This is a genomic window from Roseateles sp. FW305-36, from assembly GCF_058787015.1.
This window is the reverse complement of the sequence record NZ_JBYSZK010000007.1, coordinates 314528-332670: the sequence shown is the minus strand read 5'-3', so window position 1 is coordinate 332670 and position 18143 is coordinate 314528. Positions and strand designations below refer to the sequence as shown.

General features: G+C 68.5%; 19 protein-coding genes. 7 read left to right on the top strand and 12 right to left on the bottom strand.

Going from position 1 to position 18143, the window contains the following annotated elements:
- Nucleotides 1–333: 333 nt before the first annotated feature.
- From AC3WOE_RS15690 to AC3WOE_RS15655, 8 genes are read right to left on the bottom strand one after another with little or no spacing between them, the layout of a single operon-like run.
- Nucleotides 334–618 (bottom strand): hypothetical protein, encoded by a 285-nt coding sequence (locus AC3WOE_RS15690; protein ID WP_492691666.1) that lies wholly within the window; start codon nucleotides 616–618, stop codon nucleotides 334–336.
- A 42-nt stretch (nucleotides 619–660) separates the two neighbouring features.
- The gene (locus tag AC3WOE_RS15685) at nucleotides 661–1932 is read right to left on the bottom strand and encodes a Zn-dependent hydrolase (protein ID WP_492691665.1); all 1272 of its coding nucleotides are present in this window, start codon (nucleotides 1930–1932) and stop codon (nucleotides 661–663) included.
- Between the two features lie 9 nt (nucleotides 1933–1941).
- Complete coding sequence (locus tag AC3WOE_RS15680) at nucleotides 1942–2307, bottom strand: bleomycin resistance protein (protein WP_492691663.1); 366 nt, start codon at nucleotides 2305–2307, stop codon at nucleotides 1942–1944.
- The gene (gene hydA, locus AC3WOE_RS15675; protein WP_492691661.1) at nucleotides 2304–3758 is read right to left on the bottom strand and encodes a dihydropyrimidinase; all 1455 of its coding nucleotides are present in this window, start codon (nucleotides 3756–3758) and stop codon (nucleotides 2304–2306) included. Before hydA ends, AC3WOE_RS15680 begins: the two co-directional genes overlap by 4 nt.
- Complete coding sequence (locus AC3WOE_RS15670) at nucleotides 3755–5224, bottom strand: NCS1 family nucleobase:cation symporter-1 (RefSeq protein ID WP_492691660.1); 1470 nt, start codon at nucleotides 5222–5224, stop codon at nucleotides 3755–3757. Before AC3WOE_RS15670 ends, hydA begins: the two co-directional genes overlap by 4 nt.
- 18 nt (nucleotides 5225–5242) lie before the next feature.
- Nucleotides 5243–6742: a CoA-acylating methylmalonate-semialdehyde dehydrogenase gene (locus tag AC3WOE_RS15665; protein ID WP_492691659.1), complete on the bottom strand. Its 1500-nt coding sequence runs from the start codon at nucleotides 6740–6742 to the stop codon at nucleotides 5243–5245.
- Between the two features lie 10 nt (nucleotides 6743–6752).
- On the bottom strand, nucleotides 6753–8060 hold the full coding sequence (gene preA / locus AC3WOE_RS15660) for an NAD-dependent dihydropyrimidine dehydrogenase subunit PreA (protein ID WP_492691658.1): 1308 nt from the start codon (nucleotides 8058–8060) through the stop codon (nucleotides 6753–6755).
- Entirely contained in the window at nucleotides 8053–9426 is a 1374-nt protein-coding gene (locus AC3WOE_RS15655) for an NAD(P)-dependent oxidoreductase (RefSeq protein WP_492691656.1), read from the bottom strand. Before AC3WOE_RS15655 ends, preA begins: the two co-directional genes overlap by 8 nt.
- A gap of 106 nt (nucleotides 9427–9532) precedes the next feature.
- Between AC3WOE_RS15655 and AC3WOE_RS15650 the strand changes: the two genes are divergently transcribed.
- The 5 genes from AC3WOE_RS15650 to AC3WOE_RS15630 are packed head-to-tail and all read left to right on the top strand — an operon-like array spanning nucleotide 9533 to nucleotide 11778.
- Nucleotides 9533–10165, top strand: coding sequence for a TetR family transcriptional regulator C-terminal domain-containing protein (locus AC3WOE_RS15650; RefSeq protein ID WP_492691655.1), 633 nt, complete (start codon nucleotides 9533–9535; stop codon nucleotides 10163–10165).
- Nucleotides 10162–10617: a nuclear transport factor 2 family protein gene (locus AC3WOE_RS15645; RefSeq protein WP_492691653.1), complete on the top strand. Its 456-nt coding sequence runs from the start codon at nucleotides 10162–10164 to the stop codon at nucleotides 10615–10617. Before AC3WOE_RS15650 ends, AC3WOE_RS15645 begins: the two co-directional genes overlap by 4 nt.
- Before the next feature lie 60 nt (nucleotides 10618–10677).
- A complete protein-coding gene (locus tag AC3WOE_RS15640) occupies nucleotides 10678–11091 on the top strand; it encodes a helix-turn-helix domain-containing protein (protein ID WP_492691652.1) in 414 nt (137 codons plus the stop codon).
- Nucleotides 11088–11447 carry a VOC family protein gene (locus tag AC3WOE_RS15635; protein WP_492691650.1) on the top strand — a complete coding sequence of 120 codons (360 nt, stop codon included), beginning with the start codon at nucleotides 11088–11090 and terminating at the stop codon, nucleotides 11445–11447. Before AC3WOE_RS15640 ends, AC3WOE_RS15635 begins: the two co-directional genes overlap by 4 nt.
- A 37-nt stretch (nucleotides 11448–11484) precedes the next feature.
- Nucleotides 11485–11778 carry an antibiotic biosynthesis monooxygenase family protein gene (locus AC3WOE_RS15630; protein ID WP_492691649.1) on the top strand — a complete coding sequence of 98 codons (294 nt, stop codon included), beginning with the start codon at nucleotides 11485–11487 and terminating at the stop codon, nucleotides 11776–11778.
- On the opposite strand, the gene AC3WOE_RS15625 is transcribed toward AC3WOE_RS15630, so the two are convergent.
- Nucleotides 11775–12404, bottom strand: coding sequence for a NepR family anti-sigma factor (locus AC3WOE_RS15625; RefSeq protein WP_492691648.1), 630 nt, complete (start codon nucleotides 12402–12404; stop codon nucleotides 11775–11777). The two genes, AC3WOE_RS15630 and AC3WOE_RS15625, sit on opposite strands and share 4 nt — an antisense overlap.
- Nucleotides 12401–12907 (bottom strand): RNA polymerase sigma factor, encoded by a 507-nt coding sequence (locus AC3WOE_RS15620; RefSeq protein ID WP_492691647.1) that lies wholly within the window; start codon nucleotides 12905–12907, stop codon nucleotides 12401–12403. Before AC3WOE_RS15620 ends, AC3WOE_RS15625 begins: the two co-directional genes overlap by 4 nt.
- Nucleotides 12908–12984: 77 nt before the next feature.
- Here AC3WOE_RS15620 and AC3WOE_RS15615 point away from each other — a divergent pair, with 77 nt between their 5' ends.
- On the top strand, nucleotides 12985–14265 hold the full coding sequence (locus AC3WOE_RS15615) for a S8 family serine peptidase (protein WP_492691646.1): 1281 nt from the start codon (nucleotides 12985–12987) through the stop codon (nucleotides 14263–14265).
- Between the two features lie 108 nt (nucleotides 14266–14373).
- The gene (locus tag AC3WOE_RS15610) at nucleotides 14374–15132 is read left to right on the top strand and encodes a hypothetical protein (protein ID WP_492691644.1); all 759 of its coding nucleotides are present in this window, start codon (nucleotides 14374–14376) and stop codon (nucleotides 15130–15132) included.
- A 36-nt stretch (nucleotides 15133–15168) separates the two neighbouring features.
- Here AC3WOE_RS15610 and AC3WOE_RS15605 read toward each other — a convergent pair whose 3' ends face one another.
- Nucleotides 15169–15960, bottom strand: a complete 792-nt coding sequence (locus AC3WOE_RS15605; RefSeq protein WP_492691643.1) for an ABC transporter permease — start codon at nucleotides 15958–15960, stop codon at nucleotides 15169–15171.
- On the bottom strand, nucleotides 15957–18056 hold the full coding sequence (locus AC3WOE_RS15600) for an ATP-binding cassette domain-containing protein (RefSeq protein ID WP_492691641.1): 2100 nt from the start codon (nucleotides 18054–18056) through the stop codon (nucleotides 15957–15959). The genes AC3WOE_RS15605 and AC3WOE_RS15600 overlap by 4 nt, the downstream gene beginning before the upstream one ends.
- Between the last annotated feature and the right edge of the window lie 87 nt (nucleotides 18057–18143).

Sequence of the window (18143 nt, the reverse complement as noted above, 5' to 3'; positions counted from 1 at the left end):
CTTGAGGAAAACAGCAACGGCAACTATCGAATACCGCCCACATCAATCCGGTTGATTAACCGGGAAGTCCCTGTAGAGTGGGTTAGGCGGTTGTGGAATACGCCACCTTCCGCTGCTGAAGCTACTTGCGTCACCCCAGCCAAGCGCTGAAAGTATTCGCTATAGAGAATGCGATCTCGATCACGTTTAAACTCGGATCGCACATCTTTCAGCGACGCATCAGCCCCGCTAAGCGAGCGCCGGTCAATGCGCCCAGTTGGCTGGACGGCGGCTGCTTTTTTCTTATCCCCTGTCTTCGCAGGTTTTATAGGTGTTCCTCCCACGCAGAGTCACCTATTTGATCGCAGATGAAATTTGCCAACGTTCGTTGAGATCGGCTTTGCCACGCGCGACAAGGTTCATGGCAGCAATCTTGACGTCTACACCGCGAAATTTGGCATCTTGGTCGGTGATTTGCTCGACGAGCTTTTTAATGCTCGCGGCCTTTTGTTGACGGGCCAAGGCCTTCAGAATCGCAGCTTCAACTTGCTTGGCTAGATCTGCGTCCATAGCATTCCTTTCAGACCTGATCGCGAACTGAACGATAGCACCGGTGCGAACGCTTTGAGGATTTCGCATTCACCCAAGTATGAACTGTGCAACGGCACTTCAAGCGATCAGCTAGACGACGTAGAAGCCTCGCGCCCGTTCAAGCATCGCCTGCAACAACACATTGCACCCCGCCTCGATGTGCTCGGGCTTCGCGTCCTCGATCTCGTTGTGGCTGATGCCGTCCTTGCAGGGAATGAAGATCATGCCGGCCGGGGCCAGGCGGGCCATGTAGACGGCGTCGTGGCCGGCGCCGGAGACGGCGCGCATATTGCTGTAGCCCAGCGTGTCGGCGGCCTTCTGCACCGCCGCGATGCAGTCGGCGTGGAAGGGCTGGGCCGGGTAGGCGCTGACGGGCGTGATCTCGATGGGCAGGCCGCTGTCGGCGGACAGCTTGGCAGCGACCGCGCGGATGTCGGCGTCCATGGCTTCGCACAGCGCGTCGGTCGCGTTGCGCAGGTCGATGCTGAACTTCACGCGGCCCGGGATGACGTTGCGGCTGTTGGGGTGCACCTGCACCATGCCCACGGTGCCGCGGCCATGTGGCGGGTGGCGATGGGCGCAGGCGACGACTTCCTGCATCAGCTTGGTGGCCACCTGCAACGCATCCTTGCGCAGGGCCATGGGCGTGGGGCCGGCGTGGGCCTCCATGCCGGTGACGACGCAGTCGTACCAGCGGATGCCCAGCACGCCGGTGACGACGCCGATGGTCTTGTCATGGTCCTCCAGCACCGGGCCCTGCTCGATATGGGTCTCGAAATAGGCGCCGATGGGATGGTCACCCGGCACCTGGCTGCCGATGTAGCCGATGCGCTCGAGCTCGCCCTTGACCGTCTTGCCTTCGGTGTCGGTCGCCGCGTAGGCATGCTCCAGCGTGAAGGCCTTGGCGAACACGCCCGAGCCCATCATGACGGGCACGAAGCGCGAGCCTTCCTCGTTGGTCCAGAACGCCACCTCGATGGGCGCCTCGGTCTCGATGCCGTGGTCGTTCAGCGTGCGCACGACTTCGATGCCGGCCAGCACGCCGTAGTTGCCATCGAACTTGCCGCCGGTGGGCTGGGTGTCGATGTGGCTGCCGGTCATGATGGGCGGCAGGCTGTTGTTGCGGCCCGCGCGGCGCATGAAGCCATTGCCGATCTGGTCGATGGTGACCGTCATGCCGGCCTCGCGCGCCCAGCGCGTGACGAGGTCGCGGCCCTGCTTGTCGAGGTCGGTCAGGGTCAGGCGGCAGACGCCGCCTTTCTCCGTCGCGCCGATCTTGGCGAGCTCCATCAGCGAGTCCCAGAGGCGCTGGCCGTTGACGCGCAGTTGGGTGATGTCGGTCTTCGTGGTGGGCATGTCCATGGTGGACTCCTAAGGATTCAGGGCGGTGCCGAAGCGCAGCTTGTTGTGGTCGGGGTCGACGAGTAAAAACTCGCGCACGCCCCAGGGCATGTCTTCGATGGGCTTGACGGGCTGCACGCCCTTGGCGGTGAAGGCGGCGTAGGTTGCATCCGCGTCCGGCACCCAGAAATACACGGCGCCGCCGGGCGCGCAGTCGCCGGCGTGGCCGCTCAGGAAGATGGTCTGGCCCTCGCGTGTCAGCTGCACGAAGAGGGGAAAGCCGGGCTCGAACTGGTGCTGCCAGTCGACCGTGAACCCGAGCTGATCGACATAGAACGCCAGGCTGCGATCGGCCTGGATCATGCGCAGCTGCGGGACGACGGTCTGCTTGCTCATCGGGCGACGGCGGTGGGCTGCAGGTCGGCGGCGCGCTTGGCGGCCGCATCGAACTGCGGGCCGAACGGCGGGCGCTTCAGATAGCGGCCCTTGCCCTGCTCGGCACGCAGCTCGCCGCGGGCGAACACGACGCGGCCTTGCGCAATCGTGTGGCTGGGGATGCCGCGCACGGTGCGGCCCTCGAAGATGTTGAAGTCGTTCTTGGAGAACTGGGTCTTGGCGCTCAGCGTCTTGATGCCGGCCGGGTCCCACAGCACCAGGTCGGCGTCGGCGCCTTCAGCGATGACGCCCTTGCGCGGGTACATATTGAAGAGCTTGGCCGCGTTGGACGAGGTGATGGCGACGAACTCGCTGGGCGTGAGCCGGCCGGAGTTGACGCCGGCGTCCCACAGCACCGCCATGCGCTCCTCGACACCGCCGCAGCCGTTGGGGATCTTGGCGAAGTTGTCGATGCCGGCGGCCTTCTGGCCCGCGCAGAAGGTGCAGTGGTCGGTCGCGGTCGTGTGCAGCTGCCCGCTCTGCAGGCCGCGCCACAGGAACTCCTGGTGGATCTTGGGTCGGAAGGGCGGGCTCATCACATAGGCGGCGGCCTTGGCGAAGTCGGGGTCGCGGTAGACGCTGTCGTCGATGAGCAGATGGCCAGCCAGCACTTCGCCGTAGACACGCTGGCCACGGGCGCGGGCACGGGCGATGGCTTCGGCGCTCTCGATGCAGCTGACATGCACGATGTAGATGGGCACGCCCAGCACGTCGGCAATCGCGATGGCGCGGTTGGCGGCTTCGCCTTCCACCATGGGCGGGCGGCTCATCGGGTGGCCTTCGGGGCCGGTGATGCCCATCTTGGCGACCTCGGCCTGCAGCAGATAGACGAGCTCGCCGTTCTCGGCGTGCACGGTCGGCATGGCGCCGAGTTCGAGGGCGCGCTTGAAGCTGTTCACCAGCGTCTCGTCGTCGCACATGATGGCGTTCTTGTAGGCCATGAAGTGCTTGAAGCTGTTCACGCCTTCCTCGCGCACCAGCGTGCCCATGTCGGCATGGACCTGCTCGCTCCACCACGTCACGGCGACGTGGAAGGCGTAGTCGGCCGCGCTCTTCTCGGCCCAGCCGCGCCACTGCTGGTAGGCGTCCATCAGCGGCTGCTGCGGGTTGGGGATGACGAAGTCGATGATGCTGGTCGTGCCGCCCGCCAGGGCCGCGGCGGTGCCGCTGAAGAAGTCGTCCTGCGTCACCGTGCCCATGAAGGGCAGCTGCATATGGGTGTGCGGGTCGATGCCGCCGGGCAGCAGGTACTGGCCGGTGCCATCCAGCGTCGTGGTGCCGCTCGGTGCTTCCTTTGCGGCGCGGTCGCCGAGGGCCGCGATGCGGCCGTCGATGCACAGCACATCGGTGCGGCTTTCAGCGTCGGCATTGACGACGACGGCGCCGCGGATCAGGAGGGGAGAGGAGGTCATGTCGCGCTCCGGGTGAGCGGTTGGGATTGGGTCTTGCCGGCCATCATCAAGCCGTAGACGATGGCCGCGAGGGCGAGGCCGGCGAACCAGGCGTAGGTGTAGATGGCCTTGAAGGCGGCGCCGACCTCGGGGAAGGCGGCCGGGAAGGCGGCGTTCAGGAAGCCGGGCACATTGGGCGCGACGCCGACGACGAAGGCGACGACGGCGGCGATATTCCAACCGCCGCGATAGCTGTAGCGGCCACCCTCGCGATAGAGCTCATCGACGGCCAGCTCGGTCTTGCGTAGCACGTAGTAGTCGACGATGAGGATGCCCGCCACCGGCCCCAGCAGCGCGGAATAACCGATCAGCCACGTGAAGATATAGCCCTCGGTCGAGGCCAGGATCTTCCACGGCATCATGGCGATGGCGATGCCGGCCGTCAGCATGCCGCCGGTCTTGTAGCTGATGCGGCCGGGCGCCAGCGCCGAGAAGTCATAGGCCGGGCCGACCAGGTTGGCGGCGAGGTTGACGCTGACGGTGTCGATCAGCAGCACGATGAGGGCGATCAGCACCGCGGCGCCCGTCATGCGGCTGGCCAGGTCCACCGGGTCCCACAGCGCCTTGCCGTAGATGACGACGGTGGCCGACGTGACGAAGACCGCCAGCGCTGCCAGCAGGCCCATGGGCGCCGGCAGGCCGATGGCCTGGCCGACGAGCTGGTCGCGCTGGCTCTTGGCAAAGCGGGTGAAGTCGGGGATGTTCAGCGCCAGCGTGGCCCAGAAACCCACCATGGCGGTCAGCGAGGGCCAGAACACGGCCGAGAACTGGCCGGCCTTCTTGCCGCCTTCCACAAACGCCGAGGGCTGGTCGAGGATGGGGCCGAAGCCCCCCGCCTTGTCCCAGGCCCACCACAGCAAGACGAAGCAGATGACGATCTTGATCGGTGCGGTGTAGGTCTCGAGCTTGCGGATGGCCTCGATGCCGTGCACGACGAAATAGAACTGCAGGGCCCAGAACAGCAGGAAGCAGCCGAGCTGGGCCGGGTTGATGCCCAGGCCCGGCAGCGGGTCGCCCGTGAGTGGTTGGCCGACCAGCACGCCGGCCAGGGTGTAGATCATCTGGCCGCCGAACCAGGTCTGGATGCCGTACCAGCCGCAGGCCACCAGGGCCCGCAGCAGGGCCGGCAGCCGCGCGCCCTGGGTGCCAAACGACGCGCGCGCCAGCACCGCATACGGGATGCCGTATTTGGCGCCGGCATGGCCGATCAGCAGCATGGGCACCAGCACGATGAGGTTGCCGAGGAAGACCGTGCCGACGGCCTGGTTCCAGCTCATGCCCGACTCGATCAGGCTGGCCGCCAGCGTGTAGGCCGGTATGCACATGACCATGCCGACCCACAACGCGGCAAAGTGATACCAGCGCCACGTTCGCTGCGCAGCTGTCGTCGGTACGAGATCAGGGTTGCTCAGCGTCGGGTCTGTCATGGGCAGTTTCCGTGGGGTTTACGTGTTCTGCGGGAAAGCAAATTGCGGGCCCTTGGGCAGCGAATCAGGCCAGCGCTGCATGACGGCCTTGTGCTTGGTATAGAAGCGCACGCCTTCCGGGCCGTAGGCGTGGTGGTCGCCGAACAGGCTGCGCTTCCAGCCACCGAAGCTGTTGAAGGCCATGGGCACCGGCAGGGGCACATTGACGCCCACCATGCCGACCTGGATGTGGTGCACGAACTCGCGCGCCACATGGCCGTCACGGGTAAAGATGGCCACGCCGTTCGCATATTCGTTGGCTTCGATCAGCGCCAGGGCCGCAGCCAGGTCGGGCACGCGCACCACGCACAGCACCGGGCCGAAGATTTCTTCCTTGTAGCAAGTCATGTCGGCGCTGACGCCATCGAGCAGCGTGCCGCCGACGAAGAAGCCGTCCTCATGGCCGGCCACGCGATAGCCGCGGCCATCGACGACGGCCTTGGCACCGGCCGCCACGCCTTCACCGATCAGCTTCTCGACGCGCTGCTGCGAGGCCCGCGTGATCAGCGGGCCCATCTCGATGCCGCTGCCATGGCCTTCGCCGATCTTCAGCGCCGCGACCTTGGGCGCCAGCGCCGCCACCAGCGCATCGGCCGCGTCGCCCACCGCCACGGCGACCGAGATCGCCATGCAGCGCTCGCCGGCCGAGCCATAGGCCGCGCCCATCAGCGCGTCGACGGCCTGCTCGAGATCGGCATCGGGCATGACAACCATGTGGTTCTTGGCGCCGCCCAGGGCCTGCACGCGCTTGCCGTGGGCCGAGCCGACCTTGTAGATGTGCTCGGCCACGGGGGTGGAGCCGACGAAGCTGACCGCCGCGATGCCGGGGTGGGCCAGGATGGCGTCGACGATGTCCTTGTCGCCCTGGATGACGCTGAAGACGCCGTCCGGCAGGCCGGCGTCCTTCAGCCATTGCGCCATCAACAGCGACGCGCTGGGGTCGCGCTCGCTGGGCTTGAGGATGAAGGCATTGCCGCAGCCGATGGCCAGCGGGTACATCCACATGGGCACCATGGCGGGGAAGTTGAACGGCGTGATGCCCGCCACGACGCCCAGGGGCTGGCGCACGCTCCAGGCGTCCAGGCCGCGGGCTATCTGCTCGGTGTACTCGCCCTTCAGCAACTGGGGCATGGCGGTCGCGAACTCGATGTTCTCGATGCCGCGGGCCACTTCGCCCAGCGCGTCTGGCAGGGTCTTGCCATGCTCGCGCACCAGGGCGGCGGCCAGTTCTTCGCGCTTGTCCTGCACGATGGACAGGAACTTGAACAGCACGCGCGAGCGCGCCAGCGCCGGCGTCTGCGCCCAGGCCTTGGCGGCCTTGGTGCCGCTGGCGACGGCGGCATCCAGGTCGCCCGCGCTGCCCAGCAGCAGCTGGCCCTGCACCGCGCCGGTGGCGGGGTTGTAGATGTCCTGCTGGCCCTTGGGCTGGCCGCGCGTGACGGCCCCGTTGATCCAGTGGGCGACTTCGTAGTGACTCATGGCTTGTCCTTCAAGCGCAGCCCGATCGCATGGGATTGTTGGGATGCGTGGTCCAGTTCGCGTAGCTGCCGTCGATGACGCGGCCCGTGCGGGCATCCGTCTCGCCGGCCTGCAGCTTGCGCATCGAGATGGTGCCAGGGACGGGGCAGATCGACACGCAGAGATTGCAACCGACACATTCGGCGTCATTGACCTCGAAATGGCGCTGGCCGTTCTTGGTGGCGAAGATGGCCTGGTGGGAGGTGTCCTCGCAGACGACGTGGCAGCGGCCGCATTGGATGCAGCTGTCCTGGTCGATAACGGCCTTCTCGACGTAGTTCAGGTTGAGCTGGTTCCAGTTCTTCACCGTGGGCACGGCGCGGCCCTGGAAGTCGGCCAGCGTCTTGTAGCCCTTCTCGTCCATGAAGTTGGACAGGCCCGAGCACATGTCCTGCACGATCTTGAAGCCATAGACCATGGCGGCGGTGCAGACCTGCACCGTGCCGCAGCCCATGGCGATGAACTCGGCTGCGTCGCGCCAGGTGGTGATGCCGCCGATGCCGCTGATGGGCAGGCCGGCCGTGGTCGCGTCACGCGCGATCTCGGCCACCATGTTCAGCGCGATGGGCTTGACGGCCTGGCCGCAGTAGCCGCCATGCGAGCCCAGGCCGTCGGTGGACGGGCTCATGATCATGGTGTCCAGGTCCACGCCCATCACCGAGTTGATGGTGTTGATGAGGCTGACCGCATCGGCGCCACCGGCATGCGCCGCGCGCGCCGGGAAGCGCACATCGGTGATGTTGGGCGTCAGCTTCACGATGACGGGCATCTTGGTGTGCTTCTTGCACCATTCCGTCACCTGCTGGATGTACTCGGGCACCTGGCCGACGGCCGAGCCCATGCCGCGCTCGCTCATGCCGTGGGGGCAGCCGAAGTTCAGCTCGACGGCGTCGGCGCCGGTGTCGGCCACGCGCTCCAGGATGGCCTTCCAGGCCGGCTCGTTCACCGGCACCATCAGGCTCACCACCATGGCACGGTCCGGGAAGTCGCGCTTCACGCGCCGGATCTCGTCCAGGTTGGTCTGCAGCGGCCGGTCGGAGATCAGCTCGATGTTGTTGAAGCCGATGACGCGGCGGTCCTGGCTCCACAGCGTGGCATAGCGCGGGCCGTTCACGTTGACGACCGGCGGGTCCTCGCCCAGGGTCTTCCACACCACGCCGCCCCAGCCGGCCTCGAAGGCGCGGCGCACATTGACCTCCTTGTCGGTCGGCGGGGCCGACGCGAGCCAGAAGGGGTTGGGGCTCTTGATGCCCAGGAAGTTGGTGCTCAGGTCAGCCATGGCTGGCCTCCTTGTCGAGATGGCGGACGGTGCTCAGGCCCAGGGCGCGGTCGATGCTGACGGCGGCGCGTTTGCCGTGCTCCACGGCTTCGACGGTCAGGTCGCGGCCGCCGTAGCGGCAGTCGCCGCCGGCCCAGACGCGGGCCAGGCTGGTCTGGCCGTCGGCATCGGTCTTGATGCGCCCGCCCTGCAGCTCGATGGCCGTGCCAGCCGGTGCGGCTTCATAGGTCTGGCCGATGGCGCGCAGCACCATGTCGGCCTCGAGGAAGAACTGCTCGCCGGTGTCGACCAGCTTGCCGCCTTCGAGCTTGGTCGCCGCGAAGCGCATGCCGCGCAGCACGCCGCCCGCTGCCTCGACGGACAGGGGGCGAGCCCAGCAGCGCAGCGTCACGCCATGGGTCTGGGCCCAGTGCTGCTCGTACTCGGAAGCCGACAGGCCCTCGGGGCCGCGGCGGTAGACCATGGTCACCTGCTCGGCACCCAGCAGCCGGCTCTGCACGGCAGCGTCCACGGCCGTCATGCCGCCGCCGATGACGACGACCTTGCGGCCCACGGCCACCTGGGCCGGGTTGCTCTGGCGCAGTTCGGCGATGAAGTCCACCGCATCGCGCAGGCCGTCGACTTCGGGCTCGGACAGCCCCAAGGCATTGACGCCGGCCAGGCCCAGGCCGAGGAAGACGGCGTCGTATTCGGCGAGCAGGCCGTCGAGGGTGATGTCGCGGCCGAGTCGACAGTTCAGCTTCGGCGTGATGCCGCCGATGCTGAGCAGCCAGTCGATTTCCTTCTGGGCGAAGCCGCCGGCGACCTTGTAGGTGGCCAGGCCGTATTCGTTCAGGCCGCCGAGCTTGGCATTGGCGTCGAACAGCACGACGTCATGACCGCGCCAGGCCAGGCCGTGGGCCGCGGCCAGGCCGGCCGGGCCGGCGCCGACCACGGCGACGCGTTTGCCCGTCGGCATGCCGCGCTCGAACAGCGGCTTGGCTCCGGGATTGGCGAAGTGACCCTCCACCGCGAAGCGCTGCAGCAGGCCGATCTCGACCGGCTTGCTCTCGTTGGTGTTGCGCACGCAGGCCTGCTCGCACAGCACCTCGGTGGGGCAGACGCGGGCGCACATGCCGCCCAGCGGGTTGGCTGTCAGGATGCTTTCAGCGGCGCCCCGGACGTTGTCCTGTGCGATACGCTGGATGAAGCTCGGGATGTCGATGCCCGTCGGGCAGGCCGTCTGGCAGGGCGCGTCGTAGCAGTAGTAGCAGCGCTCGGCCTCGATCAGCGCCTGGGTGCGGTTCAGCGGCGGGTGACCGTCCGCAAAATTCCGGGCGTAGTCATCGGCCTTCAGTCGGCCGGATTTCAAATCGGCAAGGTCCACGGGAATCTCCCAAGGGAAAACAGTCAAACATTACTACCCTGTAAAAATTGACGTAGACGTAAAAACCCGCAGCTCCCGCCGGGAGCGCCCCGTCAAAATCCGCCGCATGACCGATCCCGTGACCGTGACGCGCACCCCGCGCGCCGCCACCCTGCGCAAGCAGGAGGCCATCCTCGCCGAAGCCGAACGCCAATTTGCCCGCTACGGATTCGAAGGCGTCAGCCTCGACAGCATCGCGGCCGTGCTGGATCTGTCGCGCCAGAACCTGCTTTACCACTGGCCCAGCAAGGAAGAGCTCTACCGCGCCGTGCTGGACAGCGTGATGGGCGAGTGGATGGCCAACATGACGGCGATCGCCGAGGCCGACGAGCCCGAGGCGGCCATCCAGACCTATGTGGCCGTCAAGCTGCGCTTCAGCCGCGACCGCGCCAGCGGCAACGCCGTCTTCACGCGCGAGATCATGGCCGGCGCGCCGCGTTACCAGGACGTGCTGAAGGCCCAGGTCATGCCGCTGCTGCACGCCGACGTGGAGCGTTTCGAGGGCTGGGCCGATGCGGGCCTGATCCGCCGCGTCGATTTCACCCACCTGATGTTCCTGATCTGGTCGTCCACCCAGGCCTATGCCGACCTGGGGCCGCAGTTCTCCCTCTACATGGGCAAACCGCATCTGGATGACGCCGACTTCGAGGCCGCCCGCGAGCTGATCACCAGCCTGATCTGGCGCAGCCTGGCCCCATGAGCACTCGCCGCAGCTTGCTTGCGGCCCTGGCGATGGTCGCCGGCTCGGCCCAGGCGGCGCCGCCCGCCGGCCTCGTCGCCCGGCTCAAGGCCCAGGCCGATGCCTGGGACCGGGCCATCGTCAGCAAGGACCGAGCCGCCATCGAGTCCAACATGGCCGGCGACTTCCGCCAGATCGACGGCCGCGGCCATGTCGAGACCAAGGCCAGCTTCGTCGAGGGCCTGATGTCGCCCGACCTCGTCCTCGACCCCTACACGGTCGAGGACTTCGAGGTGCGCGTCTACGGCGAAACGGCCCTGCTCAGCGGCCGCACCCGCATGACCGGCAGCTACGAGGGCCAGGCCTTCAAGACCCACTATCGCTACATCGACATCTACGTGAAGCGGCGCGGCGCCTGGAAGATCGTCAGCGTGCAGATCAGCCGCATCCCGGAACCCGACAAGGCGCCCTGACCGGGGGATCGCACCAGTTTCTGTTCGAGCAGCGCCCGGCCCGCGCTTAAGCTGGCCGCCATGGTTCTGCACACCCTGCTCGCCGACACCCTGGCCCGCCGCCGCGCCGTCAATCCGGCCTATTCGCTGCGAGCGCTGGCGCAGTCGCTGGGCGTGCACCACGCCACGTTGACCCGGCTGCTGGCCGGTCGCACCATCGCCACCGGTCGCTGCGTGCAGCGCCTGGGCCGGCGCCTGGGCTTGGCCGACGCCGACATCGCCCAGCTCGGCCTCGCCGAGGCCCGCCGCGGCCTATGCCGCGCCATCACGCGACGCGACTTCCGTCCCGACTCCCGCTGGCTGGCCGCCATGACCGGCCTGCCGCTGGACGCTGTCAACGTGGCCCTGCAGCGCCTGCTGGTCGACCGCGTGCTCGTCATGCGGAGTCGGGGCGACTGGCAACTTCAATCCCCCCTCGAGGAGACTCCACGATGACCGCACCCGTTACGCATTGGCAGATCGTCACGCCCGATCCGGAGAAGGCCGCGCAGTTCTATGGCCGCGTGTTCGGCTGGGCCATCACGGCCCACAACGCCATGGGTTACCGCGAGATCCCGGCCGCGCCGGGCGGCATCCCCGGCGGCATCTGGCCCGCGCCGCCCGGCGCCCCCAGCAGCGTGCAGGTTTTCGTCAGCGTGCCCGACGTGGCCGCCACGCTGGCGGCCGCCACGGCCCAGGGCGCCATGGTCATCGTGCCCGTCACGGCCTTGCCGGACGGCGACGTGATGGCGGTGATGCTGGATCCGCTGGGCCTGGCCGTCGGCCTGATGCAAGACCACAAATCGGCCTGAACTCCACGGGCGTGGCATACATGGCAGAGTCGGGCCCATGATTCTCGAAATCGCCGACTTCCGCATCCTGCCCGGCCAGCAGGCCGCCTTCGAAACCGCCCTGCAACTGGGTATTGCCGAGGCGCTGTCGCAGTCGCCTGGCTTCATCCGCGCCAGCGTGCAGCGCGGCCTCGAATCGCCCGAGCGCTATGTGCTGCTGGTCGAATGGCAGACGCTGGAAGCCCATATGCAGGGTTTCCGCAACGGGCCGCTGTTCGCCGTCTGGCGCGGCCACATCGGCAGCTACTTCGCCAGCCCGCCGAGCATGGAGCATTTCCAGGCCGTGGCCTAGGGCACCAACGGACCCTGGCGCCAGCCGGCGTCGCGGGCCGCCTTTTCCTGATCGGCGTTCAGCGCCTCTCCGGCCATGTTGGCGTCAATGGCGGTCAGCACGGCGGGCGGCAGGGCGCTGGCGGCCTGGCGCATGCCCGAGCTGTTCGTTGGCGCGACGGCCGCGACCTGCTGCAAGGCCCACACGCCATCGGCTTCGCGGCAGGCCAGGCCCGCCGTCGCCGCCGCCGAGAAGCTGCGGCAATAGCGGCCGTCCTTGGCCTTGAAGCTGATCTGCACCGCCACCGGTCCGTCGACCGCGCTGGCCAGTTGGCCTTCCAGGGCCTTGGCGATGCTGCCCGTCGCGACCAGCCGGCCCCGGTCCAGGCCGTCGCCGTCCGACGGCGCCAGCCGTGTGCCCATCAAGGTGCCCAGCACCAGGGTCGCCGCCATGCCGCCCCAGGCGGCCCAGTTCGACATGCCCCGCCGCTGCGCGCGCACGGCGCCCAGGTTCACGACCTCGGCCACCGGCTCGGCCAGCAAGGCCTTCAGGCGGTCGGGCACCGGCTCCTTCAGGACATCGTCGAAGGCCGCCCCCATGCGCTGGCGCTCGGCCTTCAATAGCGCGTCTTCTTCATTGCGGCTCATGGCCACTCTCCCAGCAATTCCTGCAAAGCCTCGCGGGCCCGGGCGAGGCGGCTCGTGACCGTGCCGACCGGCACGCCCAGGGTCTCCGCTGCTTCCTGATAGCTCAGGCCTTCGACGAGGACGAGGCCGACGATGGCGCGGTGCTCGTCGCTGAGCCTGGCCACGGCCTTGCGAACGAGGATGGCGTCGAGCTGCGAGCCAGAACCCGAGCTTGCCGCGCGGTCCCCGACATGTTCGCCCTCCTCCTCGGGCAGGAAGGTCTGGCCGCGCCTTTCGCGGGCCCTCAGTTCATCGATCCACGCGTTCTGCATGATGCGAAACATCCAGCTGTCCAGGCGCGTTCCAGGCGCCCACTGGTCGGTGCGGGTCAAGGCCTTCTCGATGGCGACCTGCACGAGGTCGTCGGCGTCTTCGCGGGAGTGAGCCAGCGTGCGGCCGAAACGGCGCAGCCGCGGCAGCAGGGCGGCGATCTCCTGGCGAAGTTCGGAAGGGTTGTCGGGCATCGATACAGGGACAACGGACGAGGCATGGATTTTCTTCCCGCTGTCATCCGTTATCTGCTCGTTATCCTCACAAAGCCATGAAACAAGCCGTCCTCGCCCTGTCACTGAGCCTGAGCTTCGCGGCCCAGGCCCAACTGCGCCTGCCGCAGCTGCCCGGGGTACAGCGCCTGCCCGGCGTCGTCGACCGCGTGGTGCAGCCCCTGCCCGAATTGCTGTCATCGACCACCCGGCTCGTGGACCTGCGCGTGACCCAGGTGCGCGACCTGCTGCTGCGCCATCCCGACGTCATCGAGGCCGACCCGCGCGGCGAGCTGATCCGCCGGCGCGAACTGGTGCTGCTGGCGCCCAGCGATGCGGCCCTGGCGGCTGCCGCAGCCCTGGGCCTCGTCAAGCTGCGCGAGGAGGCCTGGCCGGAGCTGGACTTGCGCGAGGTCGTGCTGCGCGTGCCCATGGGCCTGGACACGGCCGAGGCGCTGGACAAGCTGCGCGCGGCCCAGCCGGACTTGCAGGCCGACTTCAACCATCTGTATTCACGCAGCGGCGAGGTGGCGAAGGGCGGCTCGCCGGCGGCTCCGGCGCAGCGCGGCTCCGTACGCATCGGCCTCATCGACGGCGGTGTCGATCGCCGCCATGCCGCCCTGCGCCATGCGGGTGGCCCCAGCTTTGGCTGCGGCGGCAACGCCGTGCCGAGCGAGCACGGCACCGCCGTCGCCTCCCTGCTCGTCGGCCGCGACCGCGGCTTTGCCGGTGCGGCCGTGAAGGCCGAGCTCTATGCGGCCGACGTCTATTGCGACAAGCCGGACGGTGGCTCGGCCGAGGAGGTCGTGCGCGCTCTGGCCTGGATGGCGCGCGAGCGCGTCGCCGTCATCAACCTCAGCCTGGTCGGGCCGCAGAACCGGCTGTTGGAGCAGGGCGTGGCGGCCCTGGTGAAGCGCGGCCATCTGCTGGTCGCGGCCGTCGGCAACGACGGGCCGGCCGCCCCGCCGCTGTTTCCGGCCTCCTATGTCGGCGTCGTCGGCGTGACCGGCATCAACAGCAACCGCCGCGTGCTGCCCGAGGCGGCGCAGGGGCCGCAGGTGCTGTTGACGGCGCCGGGGGCCGACATGGCGGTGGCGCGCAGCGGTGGTGGTTACGGCATCGCGCGCGGCACCTCGTTCGCGGCCCCGCTGGTGGCGGGCCTGCTGGCGGCCGAACTGCGCGAGCCCGATGCCGCGGCCGCGGCGGCCGTCGTCGAGAAGCTGGCGGCGTCGGCCGTCGACCTGGGCGCCCCGGGCCGCGACCCCGTCTACGGCCGCGGCCTCGTCGCCGAGGACCTGCGCGTCGTGCCCGAGCAGTTGCAGGCCCGGCAGCAGCGCTGATACAGACCGTTGCACCTGGGCCGGGAAGGAAGTCGGGACCGGGGTCGTTGTGATCAGTGAAAGGGCCGGAATGGCTGGCTCTTCCGATCAAAACCCCGGAGATCCATCATGGTTGCAACCCGTCGCAGCTTCCGCATCACCCTGAGCGCCGTCGCCATGGCGGCCGGCCTCATTGCCACGACCGCCCACGCCGGCCTGCTCGGCGGTGGTGGCGGCCTCACCGGTGGCCTGACCGGCGGCCTGAACGGCGCGCTGTCGCCGCGCCAGCTCGACGTCGGCGGCAAGGCCGGCGGCAATGCCAGCGGTTCGGCCGACGGCTCTCTGGTCAAGGGCACGCTGGACAAGACCAAGGGCGCCGTGGGCGGCGTCAAGGACACGGCCAGCGGCAAGGTCGGCGAACTCAAGACCGCCGGCGGAGGCGCCAAGGATTCGCTGCGCCAGGTCGCTGGTGCCGCCTCGGGCAGCGCCGACGGCAGCCTGAACGGCGCGCTGAACGGCACGGCCAACGGCGTCAGCGGCAATCTGGCCGGCCAGGGCGGCGGCATGCTGAATGGTGCGGTGAAGCCGAGCGACACGCCGGCCGCGACGACGCCGGCAACCCCGGCGACGCCGACGACCACGGCGCCGACCCCGCCCGCCGCACCGGCCGCTCCCACCGCGTCCACGACGCCCGCCAAGCCCGCGTCGCCGCTGGCCCTGGGCGGCAGCTCGGCCGGCAATGCCAGCAAGAAGGAAGTCGGCGGCAGCGCCAGCGGCCAGGCCACCGGCCGCAAGGGCCAGGCCGAGGGCAGCGCCTCGGCGAAGGCCTCGCGCAGCGACAACGGCATGGCGCTGAATGCGGCGGCCGACGGCTCGGCCAAGCGCTGATCACGCTTGATGCCCGGAGGCGGCCCGCGGGCCGCTTCAGCCTTTGCGGCTCAAACGCCACATCGCCACGCCACCGCATAGCAGCGTGAAGCCCAGCAGCACCGCAAACGCCATCTCCGGCGCGATCCAGCGGAATTTGTCGACCCCGCCAGCGGCAAAGACGAGCTGGTTCAGGTGGAAATGCGGCCAGAAGGGCGCCTGGAAATGCATGGACTTGGGCAGGGGGAAGAAAGTGCCCGACAGGTAGAGCCCCGGCAGGTAGACGAGATGGGCATAGGCCGGCGCGGACGAGCCGCTGGCGAGCGTCCCCACCATCAGGCCCAGGGCGCAGAAGGGGATGGTGCCGGCGATGAAGACGGCGCTCATGGCCGCGAACTGGCCGGCACTCAACGCTGCCTGGCCGCTGACGGCGGTGACGATCAGGATGGGCAGATAGGCGATGACGCCGGTCACCACCCCGGCCACGATCTTGGCCGTCAGCCAGGCGCCGGGCGGCGCGGGCTGGGCGCGCTTCAGGGTCAGCAGGCCGAACTCGCGCTCCATGGCGATGGAGGGGCAGGTGGCGAAGATGGCCGACATGCTCACGGCCATCAGCGAGAAGCCGGCGAACATGAAGCGCGCCGCGTCGGCATCCTTGGTGGCCTGCTCGCCCATCACGGCGAAGGCGAACAGCAGATAGAGGGCTACCGGCAGCACGAACATCGGCAGCGCGAAGGCCGGCGAGCGCACCAGGCGCAGCAGCTCCAGGCGGATCTCGGTGGTGTAGGCCGCCATCACGCGATTGGAGCGCGTCGGCTGGGCGGATGGGATCAAGGTCAAGGTGTTCATGCGGCCTCCCGTGTCAGTTCGTTGAAGGCATCGTTGAGCCCGGCCTGTTTCACTTCCAGGCGCGAGAGCTGGGGGTCGGCCGCGAGCAGGCGGCGCACGACGGATTCGGCGTCGGTCGCGACGATGGACAGCTGGCTGTGGTCGCAGGCCACGTCGACGACACCGGCCCAGCGGCGCACCTCGATCGGTGGCAGCGTGGTGTCGCAGCGGATGTGGCGGCGCGAGACCAGGGCGCGCATCTCGTCGACGCTGCCCGACGCGATCAGGCGGCCCTTGCTGAGCACGGCGACGCGGCTGGCGAGGGCTTCGGCTTCTTCCAGATAGTGGGTGGTCAGCAGCACCGAGCAGCCCTCGCGCAGCAGGCCGCGGATGTTGTTCCACATGGCCTCGCGGGCCTGGATGTCGAGGCCGACGGTGGGCTCGTCCAGGAACAGCACTTTCGGCCGTCCGCAGAGGGCCAGCGCGAACTGCACCTGGCGCTTCTGGCCGCCCGAGAGCTTGCCGTAGGGACGGTCGGCCAATTCGACGATGCCGGAGCGTTCCAGCGCCTGCTTCACCGTCATCGGCTGCTCGTAATAGCTGGCCGACAGGGCGACCAGCTCATGCACCTTCAGATCCTTGGGTAGCTCGACGTCCTGCATCATGACGCCCAGCCCCAGGCGCTGCTGCACCTCGGTCGGTGCGCCACCGAGCAGTCGCACCACGCCGCTGTCGGCCTCGCTCAAGCCCAGCCACAGTGAGATGGCGGTGGACTTGCCGGCGCCGTTGGGGCCGAGCAGGGCGAGCAGCTCACCGCGCTTCAGGTCCAGGTCGATGCGGGTCAGGGCTTCGAGATTCCCATAGCGCTTTGACACGCCGCGCAGCGATGCGACGACGTCGCTTGGGGACTCGGTCTTCTCGGCCGGCGCTGCGGCTGCCGTGCGGCGCGGATAGGTCTTGCCGTTGAGCAGCTTGCCGAGCGGCGTCGGCCGCACCAGCCAGTGATAGCTCAACAGCAGCAGGGCCAGGCTGACGGCGACGATGAAGGGGTACTTCAGGCTCCAATGCAGGGGCCAGTCGCCGACCCAGACCTGCAGGGCCGCGACGACGGGCAGGTGGACGAGATAGATCCAGTAGGACGCATCGGCCACATAGCGCACCGCCGGGCGATGGCCGGACAGGTAGCGCAGCGCGGCGCCGGTGACGGCAAAGCTCCAGGCCCAGGCCGAGGCGACGAAGGCCAGCGTGAAGATCAGCTTCGGTTGCTCGGGCATGCCGAACATGGGCTGGGTCTTCAGGATGTAGAGGCAGACGGCCGACGACGCGGCGGCCAGGGCCAGATGCAGTATCCAACGCGAACGCATCGCGGCCAGTGCCTCCGGGGCGCGCTGCACCAGCCAGCCGAACACGAAGGCCGTGCCGTAGCCGACCGTGGCGGGCAGCTGCGGGATCAGCGACTGGTCGGGCGTGGGAATGCCCATCACGGGCAGCCACGTCGGCAGCGACAGCAGGGCGGAGGCCAGCGGCAGGCCCAGCAGCAGCGCGCCCGCGGGCCAGCGCAGGGCGCCGACGGTGATGCGATCGGCCAGGCCACGCAGCTTCTGGCTGGCATCCAGCCGCACGACGAGGCTGCGAATCAGCAGCGCCCCGGCATACAGCCACAGCAGCTGGTAGAGGAACCACAGATGCGTCAGCGGAAAGGCGCCCGGCGTCTTGGGCAGCGCCGGCATGGTCGGCGGCGCGCCGTGGAAGACCTTCTGCATGCCGAAATACCAGACCGCGGCGATGGCCGGGAAGATCAGCATCCAGCCCACCACCAGGGGTACGGCGATGCGCTTGCCGCGGTTGACCCAGAAGCCTTTCGTGCCCAGCCGCTGATGCAGCAGCCGCGCGAAGAAGCCGGCGATGAAGAAGAACAGCGTCATGCGCAAGCTGTGGGCCACGAAGCTCGCGTCGGCCAGGAAAGGGCTGGGCGAGTTGTCGACCATGGCCCAGAGGCCGGGCGGCATGCCGGGGATGAAGGACAGCGTCGCGTGGAAGGCCACGCCCAGCAAAAGGGCAAAGCTCCGCACTGCGTCGAGGGCGTGCAGCCTCTCGCCGTTGGGTTGGGTGTGCATGGGAACTCCTAGAAGGTGTGGACGGACTCCGCGCGGCCGAGCGGACCGTCGCGGCGGCGCCAATCAAGGCGCAAAGCGGAGCCGTAG

Coding starts and splice junctions, on each gene's coding strand:
- AC3WOE_RS15680 (WP_492691663.1), bottom strand. CDS start 2,307: ATGAGCAAGCAGACCGTCGTCCCGCAGCTGCGCATGATCCAGGCCGAT.
- AC3WOE_RS15645 (WP_492691653.1), top strand. CDS start 10,162: ATGAGCACTCGCCGCAGCTTGCTTGCGGCCCTGGCGATGGTCGCCGGC.
- AC3WOE_RS15665 (WP_492691659.1), bottom strand. CDS start 6,742: ATGAGTCACTACGAAGTCGCCCACTGGATCAACGGGGCCGTCACGCGC.
- AC3WOE_RS15640 (WP_492691652.1), top strand. CDS start 10,678: ATGGTTCTGCACACCCTGCTCGCCGACACCCTGGCCCGCCGCCGCGCC.
- AC3WOE_RS15610 (WP_492691644.1), top strand. CDS start 14,374: ATGGTTGCAACCCGTCGCAGCTTCCGCATCACCCTGAGCGCCGTCGCC.
- hydA (WP_492691661.1), bottom strand. CDS start 3,758: ATGACCTCCTCTCCCCTCCTGATCCGCGGCGCCGTCGTCGTCAATGCC.
- AC3WOE_RS15630 (WP_492691649.1), top strand. CDS start 11,485: ATGATTCTCGAAATCGCCGACTTCCGCATCCTGCCCGGCCAGCAGGCC.
- AC3WOE_RS15600 (WP_492691641.1), bottom strand. CDS start 18,056: ATGCACACCCAACCCAACGGCGAGAGGCTGCACGCCCTCGACGCAGTG.
- AC3WOE_RS15605 (WP_492691643.1), bottom strand. CDS start 15,960: ATGAACACCTTGACCTTGATCCCATCCGCCCAGCCGACGCGCTCCAAT.
- AC3WOE_RS15620 (WP_492691647.1), bottom strand. CDS start 12,907: ATGCCCGACAACCCTTCCGAACTTCGCCAGGAGATCGCCGCCCTGCTG.
- preA (WP_492691658.1), bottom strand. CDS start 8,060: ATGGCTGACCTGAGCACCAACTTCCTGGGCATCAAGAGCCCCAACCCC.
- AC3WOE_RS15650 (WP_492691655.1), top strand. CDS start 9,533: ATGACCGATCCCGTGACCGTGACGCGCACCCCGCGCGCCGCCACCCTG.
- AC3WOE_RS15690 (WP_492691666.1), bottom strand. CDS start 618: ATGCGAAATCCTCAAAGCGTTCGCACCGGTGCTATCGTTCAGTTCGCG.
- AC3WOE_RS15635 (WP_492691650.1), top strand. CDS start 11,088: ATGACCGCACCCGTTACGCATTGGCAGATCGTCACGCCCGATCCGGAG.
- AC3WOE_RS15685 (WP_492691665.1), bottom strand. CDS start 1,932: ATGGACATGCCCACCACGAAGACCGACATCACCCAACTGCGCGTCAAC.
- AC3WOE_RS15625 (WP_492691648.1), bottom strand. CDS start 12,404: ATGAGCCGCAATGAAGAAGACGCGCTATTGAAGGCCGAGCGCCAGCGC.
- AC3WOE_RS15615 (WP_492691646.1), top strand. CDS start 12,985: ATGAAACAAGCCGTCCTCGCCCTGTCACTGAGCCTGAGCTTCGCGGCC.
- AC3WOE_RS15670 (WP_492691660.1), bottom strand. CDS start 5,224: ATGACAGACCCGACGCTGAGCAACCCTGATCTCGTACCGACGACAGCT.